General features: G+C 61.4%; 16 protein-coding genes and 2 pseudogenes. 3 read left to right on the plus strand and 15 right to left on the minus strand.

The annotated features are described in order from the left end of the window. Positions 1-17 precede the first annotated feature (17 nt). The 3 genes from PQR02_RS08840 (at position 18) to PQR02_RS08850 (ending at position 3,282) form a co-directional block, all read left to right on the plus strand. Entirely contained in the window at positions 18-1,310 is a 1,293-nt protein-coding gene (locus PQR02_RS08840; protein WP_408228479.1) for an amidase, read from the plus strand. A gap of 45 nt (positions 1,311-1,355) precedes the next feature. Beyond that, on the plus strand, positions 1,356-2,660 hold the full coding sequence (locus tag PQR02_RS08845) for a M20 family metallo-hydrolase (protein WP_408228482.1): 1,305 nt from the start codon (positions 1,356-1,358) through the stop codon (positions 2,658-2,660). Between the two features lie 103 nt (positions 2,661-2,763). Next, the gene (locus PQR02_RS08850) at positions 2,764-3,282 is read left to right on the plus strand and encodes a helix-turn-helix domain-containing protein (RefSeq protein WP_408228815.1); all 519 of its coding nucleotides are present in this window, start codon (positions 2,764-2,766) and stop codon (positions 3,280-3,282) included. Between the two features lie 384 nt (positions 3,283-3,666). On the opposite strand, the gene nudC is transcribed toward PQR02_RS08850, so the two are convergent. The 15 genes and pseudogenes from nudC to urtB form a co-directional block, all read right to left on the minus strand. Further along, on the minus strand, positions 3,667-4,611 hold the full coding sequence (gene nudC / locus PQR02_RS08855) for an NAD(+) diphosphatase (RefSeq protein WP_408228818.1): 945 nt from the start codon (positions 4,609-4,611) through the stop codon (positions 3,667-3,669). A gap of 197 nt (positions 4,612-4,808) precedes the next feature. Then, positions 4,809-5,036, minus strand: a complete 228-nt coding sequence (locus tag PQR02_RS08860; protein ID WP_408228485.1) for a hypothetical protein — start codon at positions 5,034-5,036, stop codon at positions 4,809-4,811. Positions 5,037-5,062: 26 nt separating this feature from the next. Then, positions 5,063-5,215, minus strand: a complete 153-nt coding sequence (locus PQR02_RS08865; protein WP_408228488.1) for a hypothetical protein — start codon at positions 5,213-5,215, stop codon at positions 5,063-5,065. A 514-nt stretch (positions 5,216-5,729) separates the two neighbouring features. Further along, on the minus strand, positions 5,730-5,864 hold the full coding sequence (locus PQR02_RS08870) for a DUF3563 family protein (RefSeq protein ID WP_408228491.1): 135 nt from the start codon (positions 5,862-5,864) through the stop codon (positions 5,730-5,732). A 357-nt stretch (positions 5,865-6,221) separates the two neighbouring features. Further along, a pseudogene (locus PQR02_RS08875) lies at positions 6,222-6,614 on the minus strand (transposase); the annotation flags it as partial. Between the two features lie 243 nt (positions 6,615-6,857). Beyond that, positions 6,858-8,915 (minus strand): nitric oxide reductase activation protein NorD, encoded by a 2,058-nt coding sequence (locus PQR02_RS08880; protein WP_408228494.1) that lies wholly within the window; start codon positions 8,913-8,915, stop codon positions 6,858-6,860. A 3-nt stretch (positions 8,916-8,918) separates the two neighbouring features. Then, the gene (locus PQR02_RS08885) at positions 8,919-9,719 is read right to left on the minus strand and encodes a CbbQ/NirQ/NorQ/GpvN family protein (RefSeq protein WP_408228497.1); all 801 of its coding nucleotides are present in this window, start codon (positions 9,717-9,719) and stop codon (positions 8,919-8,921) included. Between the two features lie 83 nt (positions 9,720-9,802). Beyond that, complete coding sequence (locus PQR02_RS08890) at positions 9,803-10,840, minus strand: aliphatic amidase (protein WP_408228500.1); 1,038 nt, start codon at positions 10,838-10,840, stop codon at positions 9,803-9,805. Positions 10,841-10,986: 146 nt separating this feature from the next. Beyond that, positions 10,987-11,280: an FmdB family zinc ribbon protein gene (locus PQR02_RS08895; RefSeq protein WP_408228503.1), complete on the minus strand. Its 294-nt coding sequence runs from the start codon at positions 11,278-11,280 to the stop codon at positions 10,987-10,989. 99 nt (positions 11,281-11,379) lie between these two features. Beyond that, complete coding sequence (fmdA, locus tag PQR02_RS08900; RefSeq protein ID WP_408228506.1) at positions 11,380-12,558, minus strand: formamidase; 1,179 nt, start codon at positions 12,556-12,558, stop codon at positions 11,380-11,382. A 53-nt stretch (positions 12,559-12,611) separates the two neighbouring features. Next, positions 12,612-12,866, minus strand: coding sequence for a hypothetical protein (locus tag PQR02_RS08905; protein WP_408228821.1), 255 nt, complete (start codon positions 12,864-12,866; stop codon positions 12,612-12,614). A 67-nt stretch (positions 12,867-12,933) separates the two neighbouring features. Next, positions 12,934-13,623, minus strand: coding sequence for an urea ABC transporter ATP-binding subunit UrtE (urtE, locus tag PQR02_RS08910; protein WP_408228511.1), 690 nt, complete (start codon positions 13,621-13,623; stop codon positions 12,934-12,936). Positions 13,624-13,676: 53 nt separating this feature from the next. Continuing rightward, positions 13,677-14,420, minus strand: coding sequence for an urea ABC transporter ATP-binding protein UrtD (gene urtD / locus PQR02_RS08915; RefSeq protein WP_408228514.1), 744 nt, complete (start codon positions 14,418-14,420; stop codon positions 13,677-13,679). Between the two features lie 31 nt (positions 14,421-14,451). After that, a pseudogene (urtC, locus tag PQR02_RS08920) lies at positions 14,452-15,597 on the minus strand (urea ABC transporter permease subunit UrtC). 23 nt (positions 15,598-15,620) lie between these two features. After that, positions 15,621-16,538: an urea ABC transporter permease subunit UrtB gene (gene urtB, locus PQR02_RS08925; protein WP_408228824.1), complete on the minus strand. Its 918-nt coding sequence runs from the start codon at positions 16,536-16,538 to the stop codon at positions 15,621-15,623. Positions 16,539-16,622: the final 84 nt, after the last annotated feature.

Raw genomic sequence — 16,622 nt, forward strand, 5'->3', positions numbered from 1 at the left:
ACTAGAGGAAACACGCTATGACTGACGTTCTCAGCTTGAGCGTACGCGAACTCGCCCAGAAGGTGGCGCAGCGCACATTGACTGCGGAAGCGGTAGCGCGCGCCTATATCCAGCGAATCGAGGCGCAGGAGGCCGCGCTGCAGGCGTGGCAATACTTCGATGCGGCGCAGGCGCTCGCGCAGGCGCGCGGCATCGATGCCGCAGGCGGTGCGGCCGGCCCGCTTGCCGGCGTGCCGGTCGCTGTCAAGGACGTGATGGACACCGCCGACATGCCGAGCGGCTATGGCTCACCGATCTACGCGGCACATCGCCCTCGGGTCGATGCCGCGGCGGTGGCTGCGGTGCGCGCCGCCGGCGGGATCGTGCTGGGCAAGACCGTTACGACCGAATTTGCCACGTTCAAACCGGGACCGACCGTGAACCCGCGTTCGCCCCGCCTGAACGAACCGCACACGCCGGGTGGCTCATCGAGCGGCTCGGCCGCCGCGGTGGCAGCCTGCATGGCGCCGGTCGCGTTTGGCACACAGACCGCGGCGTCGATCCTGCGTCCGGCTTCGTTCTGCGGCATCGTCGGCTACAAGCCAACCTTCGGTACTTTGCCGACCGCCGGCGTCAAACCGCTGTCGCCGAGTCTCGACACCATCGGCGTGCTGACCCGCCGCGTCGATGACGCGGCCTTCTTCGTGGGGATTCTTGCGCAGCGCGAGTTCGTCATCCAGAAGGCCAGCTCGCTGCGGGTCGGTGTGTGCACGACGCCGCACTGGGATGCTGCGACGCCGGCCAGCCGCCAGGCGCTGGGCGACGCGGCGCGTTTGCTGGAGGCAGCCGGCGCAACGATCGCCGACGCGGTGCTGCCGCAGGCTTGCGACAATCTCGCCGACGTGCAGAGCGCGATCATGAGCTACGAAGCATCGCTCGCGTACGCGCCCGAGTATCGGACATGCCGGAACGATCTGAGCGAGCCCTTTCGCGAAGTTCTCGCGGCGGGAGCGTCGCTGGGGGGCGCCCGCTATGCGGCTTTGCAGTCCCGGGCCGAGCGGGGCCGCCAAGCGTTGGCCGCCCTCTTCGGCTGGTTCGATGTGCTGCTGGCACCGAGCGCACCCGGTGAAGCGCCCGCGGGCCTCGCTTCGACCGGCGACCCGATCTTCAGCCGGATGTGGACGCTGCTCGGCAATCCTTGCGTGAACGTGCCGGTCGGCACGGGCCCTGCCGGACTGCCGATCGGTGTCACGGTGATCGGGCCGCGCTGGCGCGACGAGGTGGCACTGTCAGCCGCCGCGCGACTGGAACAGGCAGTGGGCGCGCGTTGATGCGCGACGCCTCGATTCAGCAGATGCAATCTCAGGTAATCCCCTATGAGCAGTAACGAAGTCAGTCAGGCAGCGGCCAAAGCCGCTGCGCGCGCCCAGGACGCAGTCGACAGTGGTCGGCTGAACGACGCTATCGCGGACTTGGCCGCATTCGGCGGTCGCAGCGACGGCGGCGTTTCCCGCGAAACGTTGACGCCGCTCGATTTGCAGGCGCGGCGCCATCTGATCGAGCGCGCTCGCGCGCTGGGCTGCAGCGTCTGCGTCGACACGTGCGGCAATCTGTTTTTCCGGCGCGCGGGGCGGCAAGCCGATTTGCCGCCGGTCTTGACCGGCAGCCACATCGATACGCAACCGGTCGGCGGCAAGCTGGATGGTGCCTACGGGGTGGTCGCGGGACTCGAGGTCATTCAGGCGTTGAACGATGCAGGCGTCGCGACCCGGCGCCCGGTCGAAGTGGTGGTGTGGACCAATGAGGAGGGCTCGCGCTTCGGACCCGGAGCGATGGGCTCCAGCGCGTTCGCACAATCCGGGCGTCTTGCCGGCTATCGCGCGTCGCGCGATGCGTCGGGGATCCTGTTCGGCGACGCGCTTGACGCCGCGCTGGCCGACACTCCGGATGTCGAGCACAGCGCGCTGGGGCACTCCGTCGACTCTTGCGTTGAACTACATATCGAACAAGGGCCGGTGCTCGAAGGTGCGAATGTACCGCTTGGCGTCGTGACCGGCATCCAGAGCGTGCGCTGGTTCAACGTGACGGTTTCTGGGGCCGCCGCGCATGCGGGCACCACGCCGATGGAGGTGCGTCGCGACGCGATGCGCGCGGCGGTGGAACTGGCCGGCCATCTGTACGCGTGCGGCGACGCGGTGCGTGCTCGCGGGCTGCGGATGACGCTCGGCCGGTGGCGGGTCGGTCCGAACTCGATCAACACGATCCCGGGCGAAGTGGAGTTCACGGTCGACGCGCGCTGCGTCGACGAAGACGTGCTCGCCAGCTTCGAAGCGGCACTGCGCGATGCCGTTGCGGGCCTCAATGCGGCCGACGGCTTCGCCGCGCAGGTGCAGAACCTCTTTGCACGGGCTACGACGCGCTTCCCGGCTGATATGACCGACCTGGTCGAGCGAGGTTGCGCACGCGCGGCGGCGAACGCCGGCGAGGGGGCGCCGATACGGGTGACGTCGGGCGCCTTCCATGATGCGATGTATGTCGCGGACCTGTGTCCGACCGCGATGATTTTCGTGCCCAGCCGTTCGGGCATCAGCCATAATGCCGCCGAGTATACTGAGCCCCACCAGCTCTATCTGGGCGCACAAGCGCTCGCGTACGTCGTGGCCGAACTGGCCTGTCGCTAACTCTTTCCAGCCGACACATACCTTGAAAAAACCGAACAGCGTCGCCGAGGCGCCACCGGAGCCAGACGACGCCTCCACGCCCCATGCTCTGCTCGGCGGCCGCATGCGCCATGCACGGCGGATGGCCGGGCTGACGCTGTTGCAGTTGGCCCAGAAGGCCCATTGCTCGGAAAGCCTTATTTCCAAGATCGAGAAAGGCAATGCCACGCCTTCGCTGGCCACTTTGCACCGGCTGGCCGTTGCGCTGGATACCAATATCGCCGCGCTGACGTCGCCGACGGAGCCGACAGGCGGTCCAGTGATGCGGCAAGGAGAGCGACCCGTGATCCGCGGCGGTGGCATCGCGCTCGAGCGCGTAGTGCTGCCGAACCGCAACGGTTTGCTGCAGGCGAATATTCATATCCTCGAGCCGGGTCAGGGCAGCGACGGTCAGATTGAACACATTGGAGAGGAAGTCGGTTACGTGCTCGAAGGCACCGTCGAACTGACCTTGCGTAGCGCGAGCTATATTCTGCATGCAGGGGACGCCTTTACCTTCACGAGCGAGACGCCGCATGGCTACCGCAACGCGGGCGACACGACGGCGAGGATCCTTTGGGTCAATACGCCCGCGACTTATTGAATGGTGTGCTGGGGTAGCACGGCGTACATCCGATCAGCAGCAGAAAGACAGGACAACGGCTTCGAGCGCGTGGGATTGGCGACGCGGTGAGCCGCGGATAGCGGCCCTGGCCTTTGCGGCGCGGCGAAGTCCATGGGGGCGTGCGACTCAGTTCGGCTGCGGATTCAACCGGCCGACGCATTGCCCCAGATGGTCAACCATCGGAAGTCCAGCTTGAGATGAATGGGTCGTCGCGCATCATTCGAATTGGGCCGACGGGATAAGCCTGGGGGGCGGCAAGAATCGGTCCCCGCCGACGCCTTACGCCGGAGTGAACGATTCAGCTTCTGGCCTCGCGCGCCAGGCGATTCTGTGCAATTGCAAGCGCTCCTTTTTGCGGGACGCTCAGCTGAGCAATACCGAACCGCCCTTCTCGACGTACGCCTTCAGCAAATGATGGGCAATGGCGAACGGCTTGGGCGTCGACAGACCATTCGCATGCGTTCCCGCGAGCATCGCCGCAACCTCCTGGCGCGAGAACCAGCGGGCGTCTTCGAGTTCGTCCGTATCGACGTCGATGTCGGTATCGCTCGCCTGCGCAAAGCAGCCGATCATCAGCGATGAAGGAAACGGCCACGGCTGCGACGCGAAGTAGACAACCCGTGCACACTTCACGCGAGCCTCCTCCATCACTTCGCGGCGCACGGCGTCTTCGGTGGTCTCGCCCGGTTCAACAAAACCAGCAAGCGCCGAGTACATTCCAGGGGCGAAATGGCGCTGGCGTCCGAGCAGACACCGTTCGCCGTCTATCACCAGCATAATCACGACAGGATCCACACGGGGGAAATGGCGTGCGCCGCAAACATCGCAGATGCGTTGCCAGCCGGCCGTCGTGACGCGGCTTTCAGAGCCGCAGTTTGCGCAGAAGGAGTGGCGTCGATGCCAGTCGAGCATCGACTTCGCCTCGGCCAGTATTCCGAGCGCTCCCGCAGCGACGAGGTCTTGCAACGCGATCGAGCGAAGGTCGATGCGGTCATAGCCGGTGTCTGGCGATAGGTCCTCTGGTGCAAGGTTGAGTGCGAAGCCGAGCGCGAAGCGTCCGCCGCCGTCGGTATCCTCCCCGAGGAAGACGCAATGAAGCGGCTGGCCAAAGGCAGCGGTCTCGCTGGCGACGAACCACGGGTCATACTCGCTGCCTCGCTTGAGCAAGGGGACGTCGCCGTCGAAGACGAGAAAGCGCGCGGCCGGGTCGCTACGCAGATGCTCGAAGAAAGCGTGGTCGTCCCGCTTGTCGGAGCGTCGGTCGAGCGGGTTGAAGTTAAAGCCGATAGACGCGGAAAAGGCGGTCATCAAGGTCGTTGACATATGGGCGAGGAGATTCGCAAGTATGGCACGGAGTTCAGTCCGTTCGCTCGCCGGGGTTCGGTCGGCGTCGACACCAGGGACGCCAGCCGGCCAAGATGGCCGAGCCTGTGATCATTGCGACTGCGACAGCGTTGCATTGCGCAAGATTGCCGTGAGTTTGGGCCTGAATTCAATTAGCGTCATCACGGCCGCTGCGTATGGGCGATCATCGGATCGTCAATATCGATGCCAAGCAGGCGAAGAGCCGTGTCGATCTGCTTGATCTGCGGCCTGAAGTCCGTCTTCCACTGTTCACGTTCGGAATGGACAATGAGACCGTGGTACGTCGCCAGCATGTGACGCGCGATATACAGCGCGTCGACCATCTTGGCGTCCCGTTCGGCTTGTCTGATAAATGCGTCGAATTCCATATCTGCCTCGACCACAACTACGTTTTCTATACCCGGACAAAGCCGGCACGGCTGACGGAATGGAAAGCGCCATAACGGCAGGTTGCAATCGCTTCAGCGTCGGACTGTGAAGCGGCCTGTGCGAAGGCGACCGACCAACGGCCGCAGCCAGCGCGATAACGGATCGAGTAGATGAACATGGCAATCTCCTGTGGCATTCACTATCAACGCGCCTTGGCGCCCTTCGTCGCTGATCCGGACGGGTTGATTCCATTCTGGTCAACCGCCGTTGACTCGATCCTGTCTCTCGGGTTACATGCTTGTTATCTCGAAGCAACTTGTGCGCGTCGCAGCCATCCACTGATTTCTTCCCCGCGAACGCTGAACCCAATACGACTTCGGACATGCTGTCAGAGAATGGCTCTGACCATACGCAAGCGGCGAGCGCTTTCTCTATGAGAGAAGAATAGGTTTTGCCGAAGGGCGAATCTACTCTACGCTTGGATATGCCGATACCGCGTTAGCGTTGCCTGGTTATACGGACGTATAACCGCGGTAAGGTGCGTTCCTTCGACGGATGAAAGCTGCCCCAGCTGAGCCGCCTGCGAAAAATGACGACGACGCATTGTCCTGAGAAGATTCGTCCTCGCGACGGGCATAGAGCGGGCATTGGCGCCGCTATCGCGAATCGCTCGCGACCGGTGCCGGCCCGAGCTAACCGTCAATCTCTTTCATCCGACGCTCAAGCTCGGCAATATCCTTCGAAGCTGCGAGGTGTTCATCACGGCGGGTCCGGTGGATATTTTCCAGCCGCCGGTCGAGGCGTTCTAATAGCAGAGTCAAAAGCATACGTACACCCGATTCGGTAGAAGGCTATTTAAGGTTTCGTCAGTTAACGGAAAAGCTTCACCCTTGTGCGCGCAGAAGCTCTTCTGGCACTGCACGGTATTCCCGAATGGGAGATAGCAATCCGACGGCGTTCGCTTGAGGTCAGTATGTGATGCGGGCGACTCTCATTCAAGCGAGTGGATGCCTCGAAGCATGCCAAACGTACAGCGTTTGATGCCACCCCGCGCGACTGATTTCCTTTGTGTTCGTTGTCGCGCGGACTGACAGGACCGGGAGATATTGCCTGGACGTCGATCGGTTGAAATTCCCAGGAAATACGGTCAAGTCTGGTGTATGAGCGGTTGATGGGCGGCGGCGTCAGGCGGCGAGTTTCTGCTGACCGGGTCGATCGTCTTGCACCGGTTCGCCGTCCCTGAAGGCAATGCCCTCCAGCAACAGCCTGATCTGTTCAGGGCCGTTGATGCGACGCCAGCTTTTCTCGGCTTCCTCGATCAGCTTGATTGCCAGACCAAGGAAGGTTGGTCGCGATACACAGTTGCGCGTGCGCGTCGTACGGTGGCGCACCGTCGCGAACGTCGATTCAATCGCATTCGTGGTGTGCAAATGCTGCCAATGCTCGGCCGGGAAGTCGTAAAACGCCATCAGGCTTTCCCGATCCTTCTTCAACGTCTCTGTTGCCTTCGGATATTTCGCGTAGACCGTTACGAAACGATCAAACGCGGCATACGCGTCGGTGCGCGTGGTCGCGAGCATGAAATACACTGACAGGTCGCGACCGATATAGCGGATCTTCGCCATCGCGTACGGGGCCGGAATGCTGACCAGCAGGTTCAGCAGGCCTAAGCTGACGTTCGGGCATCGGGTTTATGAGGCAGTTACAGGTTGCTTTCCCGACATTCGCATCTCAGCTTCCGCGAATGTCAGGTCTCACCATAAGCGGATACGTACTTTCGTACCCACCGCCGCTATTGGCCATTGCTGTCAATCCACCGCTTAGGGGCGCACCAGTTTCGCCAGGACGGACTTCAAGCGCTGTTGCAAAAAATCCGGATCCACCGCGATCAGATAGTTCCCCTGTCCGAAAATTCGACGCACATACGAGTCGGCCTGCGTGTCCAAAGCCATGCAGAAGCAGCGGATGCCAGCCCGCCTTGCATGCTGGACCGCGACCCGGGCGTCTTCGACCAGATAGGCGTCGCGTGTCACGTCGATGTCCGCCGGCGCGCCGTCCGTCACCATCAGAATGGCGCTGATGTCATCGGGCTGGTGGTCGATCAGCGCGGTCGCATGGCGCAGTGCCGCGCCGAAGCGGGTTGACCAGGCGGCCGTTGCGCTGGCGAGGCGTTGGCGCGGAGCCTCGCAAAATGGCATGTCGAAATCCAGGTAGCGTTCATAGTGCACGTGTTTGCGTGTGTTGGACGCAAAACCGTGCACGGCAGCCCTGTGGCCGCCTTGCCGGGCCAGCGCGACTGCGTGCAGGGCAAGGGCTTTCTCGGTTTCCAGCACGCTGACCGAATGCGAACCCAACCGGCTCGCACTCGAGGCGGATACGTCCAGTAGTAACAATACCGATGCTTCACGCACACGTCTTCCGGGATTCTCGAATACACGCTCATCGATATTGCCGCCTTGTCGCTGGCTTGAAATCGCATCGACCAATGCATCCAGAACGAAGCGTTCCCCCTGTGGCTGTCGATTTAGCCGCACCGAACGGTCGAGTACGCCCCCGCCCTCCAGGCTGCGCAAGCGCGCCCTGCGCATTTGCGTAATCGTTGCGCACGGCTCGCGCCCGGACCTTTCGTACAGCGTGCACCAGTTGTCTCGCAACGTTTCGATTCGCTCGTCCCATTCCGGGTAGTTCACACTACGCTGTGCTCCCCAAGTCAATGCTTCGGCGGGCGATGCGTCCAGCGGGCTCACCGCACTGCCCCCGCTGGCCGCATCGGCCGATATGCCGCCATACAGCAATTGCAACGTGACTGGTTGCTCTATCGCAGCATGATCGGATGCCGCCTGCTCACCGTAGTCCCACAAATAGCTATGGTCATCGCGGTATGCCGGAGTGGCGGCGTAGCCGGGCAAGTCGAACTGCACGCGCATCTGCCCCAGGTCGTTAGCCAGCAAGGCGGCAATGCTGTGGAACGCAGCGACATCTTCCAGGCACGCACGCTGCGCGTCGAACAGACGACGGCCTTTATTCACCCAGAAGTTGGCGTCCTGATAGTGCGGATCGATCAGCGCGCGACTCAGGCGCGCAAGCAATGCGGCGCAGCCGAGGCCGTCGGTCGGCGACGCGCTATGCAGGCCGCGCCAAAGCATTTCCACGCCGGGATAGCGGCGCGCCAGCAGCGCTTCGGCCCGTGCATCCTCGAGCAAGGAGATCACCGTCAGTGCGAGCGGCTTGCGCGCCGCAGCGGGTTGAGCCGCGGGTGAGAACAACATATGGGCAGCCGCATGGGCAGCCGCCGCTCGCATCAGGCCGCCTCGATCCGGGCAGTCGAGGAAGGTGTACGAATCCGGCAACGCAAGCATCGCGCGAGTTAGCACCGGACGCGCCGGCGGCCCGTTCAGGACCCCTTGTCGACGGGTGCCGATAGCGACTGTGAGACCGCTTAGGCCGAACAGGTAAGCTTCCAATGCTGCGGGCGCGGGCTGTTTAGGACGCCCTGCCGCTTCCCAGTTCAGAATCTGCACCGACAGTGCGTCGCCGCATGTGAAATAGCGCAGGCGCGCGGCACGTTCGCCGGCATAGGCGCGCAGACCGGCAAGCGCCCATCCATAGAAGCCGGGAACCCCGGCTCTTGCGAGCAGGAATTCGATTCGGCCTAGCACGGGCGGCACGCAATCAGGCGCGGCCCGTTCGAGTTCGCCGAGCACTTCAAGCAGCGCTACCTGCGAAGCCTCGTCCAGCATGCGGCCTGGCGCCTGCCAATAGGGTGCAAGACGCGCCGCATCGAACACTGCAGACTGAGCCGGAACAGCGGGCGCGGAGCCTGCGCCGTCCCCGCGCGCATGCGCGCCGGCGGCTTGATTGGCGAGAGCTGGCGGCATCGTCTAGCCGAAATGTGCCTCGACAAATCCGTCGAGCGCTTCGAGCATATCGGGGTCGTCCGTCAGCGGAAGACTGAGCGCCACCCGGCAGGCCAGCCGAACCGGCTGGCCGTCGCCGATCAGACGCGCGGCATGGATCAGCATCCGCGTCGACATACCTTCGTCCAGCCCTCTGCCCCGCAATGCCCGCGAGCAGGCCGCTATGTCGACCAGCTGCTCGCACAAAGCGAGCGCCGCGCCGCTTTCATGGGCGACGATCATCGCTTCGTGTTCGGCTCGCGGATAATCGAAATCGAGCGAACAAAACCGCTGCCTCGTCGATTGCTTGAGGTCCTTTGAAGTGCTTTGATAGTCGGGATTGTATGAGACCACCAACTGAAAAGCCGGGTGCGCGTTGACGGCTTCGCCCTTCTTGTCGAGCGGCAGCAACCGCCGCGTGTCGGTCAAAGGATGGATCACGACCATCGAATCCTGGCGCATCTCCACAACTTCATCGAGGTAGCAGATCGCGCCGTGGCGCACGGCCAGTGTTAGCGGACCGTCTTGCCAGAAGGTGCCATCGGGGCCGAGCAGGTAGCGGCCGACCAGATCGGCCGCGGTCGTGTCCTCGTTACAGGCGAGCGTGATCAAAGGGCGCTTCAGGCGCCATGCCATGTGCTCGACGAAACGCGTCTTGCCGCAGCCGGTCGGGCCTTTGAGCATCAGCGGCAAGCGCAGGCGATAGGCCGATTCGTATACCGCGATTTCGCTATCGACCGGTTGATAGTACGGCTCTTCAGTCAGCAGATAAGGCGTGATGGGCATGGTGAGTCGCGTTGCGTCGGGAAACCGCCTCAGCGGACAATCTTGTAGACACATGGCATACCGCGGCGCCACGTGGCCGGCCTTTAGCGGTGGCTGGGTTCCTGATTGGGAATGCCCTCGATCGGACACTCCGGTGTGCCCACCGTGCTGCGTGTAAACGATTCGACCGTTTTGCGGGTTCCTTCAGGATCGTTGATCCATCGGGAATAGAAGTTATACGGGCAGGCGGCGACGCCGTTGACGTCGTCGCCTGAATTGATGGTTCCCGTATAGCCGCGGTGCAGCAGCTTGAATAGGTGGTTTTGCGACTGCATGTTCTTGCGCGCATCGCGAATCAGACTGACCGACAGTTCGGCATACTGAATGCCCATCTCCTCCTCGCCGCACTCGCCGAGCGTTCGGCCGTCGAAGCCGACGATTGCAGAATGGCCGAAATAGGAATAAACACCATCGAAGCCGGTAGCGTTGGCCACCGCAACATACACGTTGTTCATCCACGCCATGGTCTTGGCCACCATGACCTGCTGCTCTTTGGCTGGGTACATATAGCCCTGACAGCGCACAATCAGTTCCGCGCCCTGCATCGCACAGTCGCGCCAGATCTCCGGGAAATTGCCGTCGTCGCAGATGATCAGGCTGATCTTCATGCCCTTGGGACCGTCCGAAACATACGTGCAATCGCCCGGATACCAGCCTTCGATGGGCACCCAAGGCATGATCTTGCGATATTTCTGCACGATGTCGCCGTGGTTGTTCATCAGGATCAGCGTGTTGTAGGGTGCCTTGTTCGGGTGTTCTTCGTGGCGCTCGCCCGTCAGCGAAAAAATGCCCCATACGTTGGCTTTGCGACAGGCGGCGGCGAAGATTTCAGTCTCTTCGCCGGGAATGGTCGACGCCGTTTCGTACATTTCCTTGGCGTCGTACATGATGCCGTGAGTCGAATATTCAGGAAATACCACGAGATCCATGCCTGGCAGACCGCGCTTCATGCCGACCAGCATCTCGCCGATCTTGCGCGCGTTGTCGAGAACCTCTGCCTTCGTGTGCAGGCTGGGCATCTTGTAGTTGACCACCGCTACGCCCAAACAATCGTTGCTGCTCGATATATCGCCGTGTCGCATAACTCATCTCCCGGGCAAGCTCGCCCATCACTTCTGTCCACGTACCAATCGATCACGTGCCGGCCGTGGCCGGCACCCTGGAAACACAAGGCCCGCGGCAGATGAACTGCGTGCGGGCTTCGCCCTCAAAATGCGCCGCCTCGCCCTTAGCCGCACAGACTGCAATTGCCGCCTTTGCAGACATGCAGGACGCTCGAACGTCCCGCTCTGGCGCGCGTTCCGGGGCCGGTCACGCCCGCACCGGTCAACCGTTCGGCCTGGCTGCGCGGCCTCCATTGTTCGGTGACGCTGACCTGCACATTGCGTGCGGTAATCATCGTTTCCGGCTCGACGCTTTGCTCGCAGTAGGGACACTCGACAGGATCGTCGCGTCTGGATACGGCGAGCAGTTTTTCGAAGATGCCCTCACATAGGGGACAACGCATATCGTAGAGAGGCACGGCAAGTATCCCGATTCGATCGTCAAAAATGCCGGCGCGCAATGCGCCGGGTGTCTCGGCGGGATGACCATGGCCGCCGCCTGTCTGTCGATCTCCTCGTCAGTTCCTGTGGCCCCAGAAGGCGCGATCGTTGAGCATCCCGGCCGGGGCGATGTTCTTCTCGAAGATGGCGAGCGGCAACGACACGGTAGCCGAGCAATTCGGAATATCGACAATGCCGCCGATGCGCCCTTCGACCGGCGCCGCGGTGAGCAGCATGTATGCCTGCGGTCCGGTAAATCCGTGGTGCGTCAGATAGTCGATTGCCTTCAGGCAAGCCTGGCGGTAAGCGACCGTTGCATCCATGTAGTAGTTCTTGCCGTTCTCGACGCTGATGCCCTCAAAGGTCAGCCATTGGTCGTAGTGCGGCCTGACCGGGCTAGGCATGAAGACCGGCGCGCTCAGGTTGTACTTCGCCATGCCGCCTTTGATCAGGTCGAAGCCCACGTGCGTCGCGCCGTCCATTTCAATCGCGCCGCAAAAGCTGATCTCGCCGTCGCCTTGGGAAAAATGCAGATCGCCCATCGAGAATCCCGCGCCTTTGACGTAAACCGGGAAGAAAATCCTGGTTCCGCTAGAAAGGTCCTTGATGTCGGTGTTACCACCATGTTCGCGCGGCGGAACCGTACGGGCTGCCTCTTTCGCCATCCGGTCGAACGCAGCTCCGCTCACGCCGCGCAGCACGGCGGTAGACGGCTCGGGCGGTTTGGCAAGACCTAGCGCCGCCAGCGGCGCCTCGCGGCGATTCCATTCGGCCAGCAATTCGGCTGACGGCAGACAGCCCATCAGGCCGGGGTGCGTCAACCCGGCGATGCGTACGCCCGGAATATGGCGCGAGGTCGCGTACAAACCCTTGAGGTCCCAAATGGCCTTGGCCGGATCGGGGAAATAGTCGCCAAGAAAACCTCCGCCGTTGCTCTTCGCGAATACGCCGGAAAACCCTACCGGCGTGATCGGTTTGATATCGAGCAGATCGACAACCAGCAAGTCGCCAGGCTCCGCCCCTTCGATATGGAACGGACCGGTCAGCGGGTGCGCACGGGTAAGGTCGATGTCGCGCACGTCGTCGGTGCCGTCATCGTCCTTGATTTGCGCATCGAGAAAATCGAGCGACTCGATGATGATTTCTTCGCCGGGCTTAACCGTCGACAGAAACGGAATATCCGGGTGCCAGCGGTTATGCCCGAGTTCGGCTTGCTCGGCAAGCGGCACGCCAGGTTTAATGGTGAAATGTTGCATCTATTCTCTCCGTGGTATCACGTTGCAATTGCACTGCGGCTTAAAGTCTCGACTCAGGCAGCCGGATAAACACATGCGGCGCAGCCGGCCTGATAGCCGCCGTTGACGGTGTCGTCCTTGATCTGCGTACAGACCTTGGCTGTCCATTCGGCTTTTCCCAGCACCGTGCCGTCAGGCAACGTGCCGCCGCGTGCGTCGACGCGCAGCAGGCAGACCGGGCAGGTCTGCACCGACGCAGCGGTGCGGCCTTTATGCCGGTCGGTAAAGCCGGCATGGCCGAAGCGGTTGTAGTACAGGTAGCCAATCATCTTGCTCACTCCTCTCCAATAAGCAGCGCGCGCCAGGTTTCCGCGTTGCATCGCATAATTTCGGATATCAAACTGACAGGTAACTGCTGATCTTCGCGATATCGACTTCCGCGCGCCGGTTTTCATGGACGAAGCGGCCCTTCTCGATCACCAGCAAACGGTCCGCAATGTCCATCGTGAAACTGAGCACCTGCTCGGAAACGACGATGGTGAGTTGCTTGAGAGTGCGGATCTCCTTGAGGGAGCGGGCAATGTCCTTGATGATGGAAGGCTGGATTCCTTCAGTAGGTTCATCGAGCAACAGTACCTTCGGATTGGTGACAAGCGCGCGCGCAATGGCGAGTTGTTGCTGCTGCCCGCCCGACAAATTGCCGCCGCGGCGATCGCGCATGTCGTAGAGAACCGGAAACAGATCGAATACCTCCGCTGGCACCTTGCCGCGCGCCGAGTTCGGCAGACCCGCCTTGATGTTTTCGAGCACGGTGAGGGTCGAAAAAATCATTCTGCCTTGCGGCACATAGGCGATCCCATGCGCGACTCGCTCGAATGGTTGCAGTTTTGCGACGTCGACGCCGGCCACTTCCACCTTGCCCGCACGGCACGGCAGGATCCCCATCAATGATTTGAAAAAGGTGGTCTTACCCATGCCGTTGCGCCCCATCACTGCGACGATTTCGCCGGCGGCGGCGCTCAAGTCGAGTTGATGGATCACTTCGCTCTGACCGTAGCCCGAGACCAGTCCGCTAACGTTGAACATAAGCTGTTCCTTTTGATTTGCAAGTTGCCGTTCTGGCGCTTCAGGATCGAGCTTCAATGCCCGAGATACACTTCGATGACTTTCGGGTTGGACTGCACCGCTTCCATGCTGCCTTCGGCCAGCACCTTGCCTTGATGCAGCACAGTGACGCGGTGCGCAATGTTCTTGACGAACTCCATGTCGTGCTCGATCACCACCACCGAACGATTTTTGGCCACTCGCGCCAGCAGTTCGGCGGTCTTTTCACGCTCAGACACGCTCATGCCCGCAACCGGTTCGTCCAGCAGCATCAGTTCAGGGTCCTGCATCAGCAACATGCCGATTTCGAGCCACTGCTTCTGGCCGTGGCTAAGCAAATCGGCGGTGTGATCCAGCATCTCGGTGAGGAATACTTCCTCCGCAATCTGGCGCACGCGTTCGTCGACGTCGGCAGTGCGCCGGAAAGCGATGGCACCGAACACACTGCGTCCTCGGGGAAAGGACACTTCGAGGTTTTCGTACGTCGTGAGATTTTCGTAGATCGAAGGAGTCTGGAACTTGCGGCCTATCCCGGCGCGCACGATCATGTGCTCGCTCATGTTCGTCAACTCCAGGCCTTTGAATTTGATGCTGCCGCCGGTAGCGCGCGTCTTGCCGCTGATCAGGTCGAGCACGGTGGTCTTGCCCGCGCCGTTCGGACCGATCACGACACGCACTTCATTGCGGTCCACATAGAGGTTCAGGCCGTCCACAGCCTTGAAGCCATCGAATGAAACCGTCAGGTCCTCGACCGATAAAACGAGATCTTTTTGAGCCATGATGTTCTCTGTATTTGGGAGTAGACGAGCGTCAGGCCTTGGGTTCGGAAGCTGAAGCTGCAACCAGCGCGCGACGTCGCAGATAGCCGGCAACCGGTAAGCGCGCCAGCAGCTTCTTGCCGTGACTTTCATAAAGACCCGCCAGTCCATTGGGGAAGAACATCACCACGCCGATGAAAAGCGCGCCCATCAGGAACAGCCAGAGCTGCGGGAAAGATTCCGAAAAATACGACTCGCCGAAGTTCACCAGCAAGGCGCCGTAAACGGCCCCGAACAGGGATGTACGGCCGCCCACTGCACAGAAGATCACCATTTCGATCGACGGGACGATGCCCACGAAGGATGGCGACATGAAGCCCACCTGCAACGTGAACATCGCGCCGCCGATGGCAGAGAACACGGCCGCGACGCAGAACACAAATATCTTCAGGGCAGCCACGTCATAGCCCGAGAAACGTACGCGTTCCTCCTTGTCGCGCATCGCCACAAGCAGCTTGCCGAGCTTGCTCGAAAGCAGGAACTTGCCAAACGCGATGCACAGGAACAGCAGGACCGCATTGACGAAGTACAGGATGTAGTGCGCCGAAGTGGTGCGGATATCCCAGCCGAGCATCGTGCGTAAATCGGTAATGCCATTTACGCCGCCGGTCAGCCCCTGCTGGCCGATGATCAGGATCGACAGAATGGCGGCAATCGCCTGGGTCACAATGGCGAAGTACACGTCGCCGACGCGCCGCTTGAACATGGCAAGACCGATCACGAAGGCCAGCAGAGCCGGCACCACCAGCACCGCCGCCACAGCGAACCCCATGTGCCTGAAGGGCTCCCAGATCAGCGGCAGGTGAGTGATCTGGTTCCAGTCCATGAAGTCTGGAATCCCCGGCGTCGACTGGATTTTGGTACTGATCGGGTCCGATGCTTACAGCTTGAGAAACATTGCCATGCAATAGCCGCCCAGACCGAAAAACACGCCCTGCCCCAAGCTAAGGATGCCCCCATAACCCCAACACAGTGTGAGTCCAATCGCGACGAACCCATAAGTCAGGTATTTGCCCACCAGGTTCAGCCGGAAGACGTCCAGCGTCAGCGGCAACAGCACCAGTATCAGAAGGCCCAGCCAGATGAACCCCATCACACCGGAGCGTCCGCCCAGCCACTTTAGAGATCCCGAATTCATTGCTTTCTCCTGCGATCGAACAATTAGCGCCGCACTTTGGTTGCGAACAGGCCCTGCGGACGTAGCATCAGAATGACGATCACGGCTGAAAGGGTCAGCACTTTCGCCATCGAGCCGGACAGGAAGAACTCGGTTGTCGACTGGGTCTGAGCGATCGAAAACGCTGACGCAATCGTGCCGAACGGGCTTTGCGCGCCGCCAAAGACCACGGTCAGGAAGGTGTCGACGATGTACAGCGAGCCGCTTGTCGGGCCGGTCGAGCCGATGGTCGTAAACGCCGCGCCGGCTATGCCGGCAATCCCGCATCCAAGCGCAAACGTCAGGCGGTCGACCTTGCCGGTATTGATCCCGACCGCGCCCGCCATGACCCGGTTCTGGGTCGTGGCCCGCACTTTCACGCCCCACTGTGATTTGTACAAAAACAGCAGCAGGACCGCCGTGAGCACAAGGGTGACGACCATCACCATCAGGCCGTTGATCGGAATATCGAGGCCCTGATAGGGCGTGAGCGAACCCATCAGCCACTGCGGAAGATCCGGACTGACTTCTTCGGAGCCGAACACCGAGCGAAAGGTTTGCTGCATCGCAAGCGACAGGCCCCACGTCGCCAGCAGCGTGTCAAGAGGACGCCGGTACAGATGGCGAATCAGCAGCCATTCCACCAGGTAGCCGAATGCAAAAGCAACTGCAAACGCCACCAGAATGGCCACGAAGAAATAGACTGGTTGCAGTGCCGGTGCATATTTGTGGGTCAAGACCGACAGCACGTAAGTGGTGTAGGCACCGATCGTCAGAAACTCGCCGTGCGCCATATTGATCACGCCCATCTGGCCAAAAATGATGGCGAGACCAAGCGCCATCAGCAGCAAGACGCTGAAGACCGAGAGGCCGTTGAAACCCTGCATAGCGACGATCGCACCGAACTGCGAGAACCAAGCCATGGTTAATCCCCTGCGCGGCCTGCGTTCGAGCAGGCTGCCTTGAACATCGAAAAGTACGGTTGCTACCTGCGGTTTCCCACAGGC

Source organism: Paraburkholderia sediminicola (genome assembly GCF_046026895.1).
Lineage (GTDB): Bacteria > Pseudomonadota > Gammaproteobacteria > Burkholderiales > Burkholderiaceae > Paraburkholderia > Paraburkholderia sediminicola_C.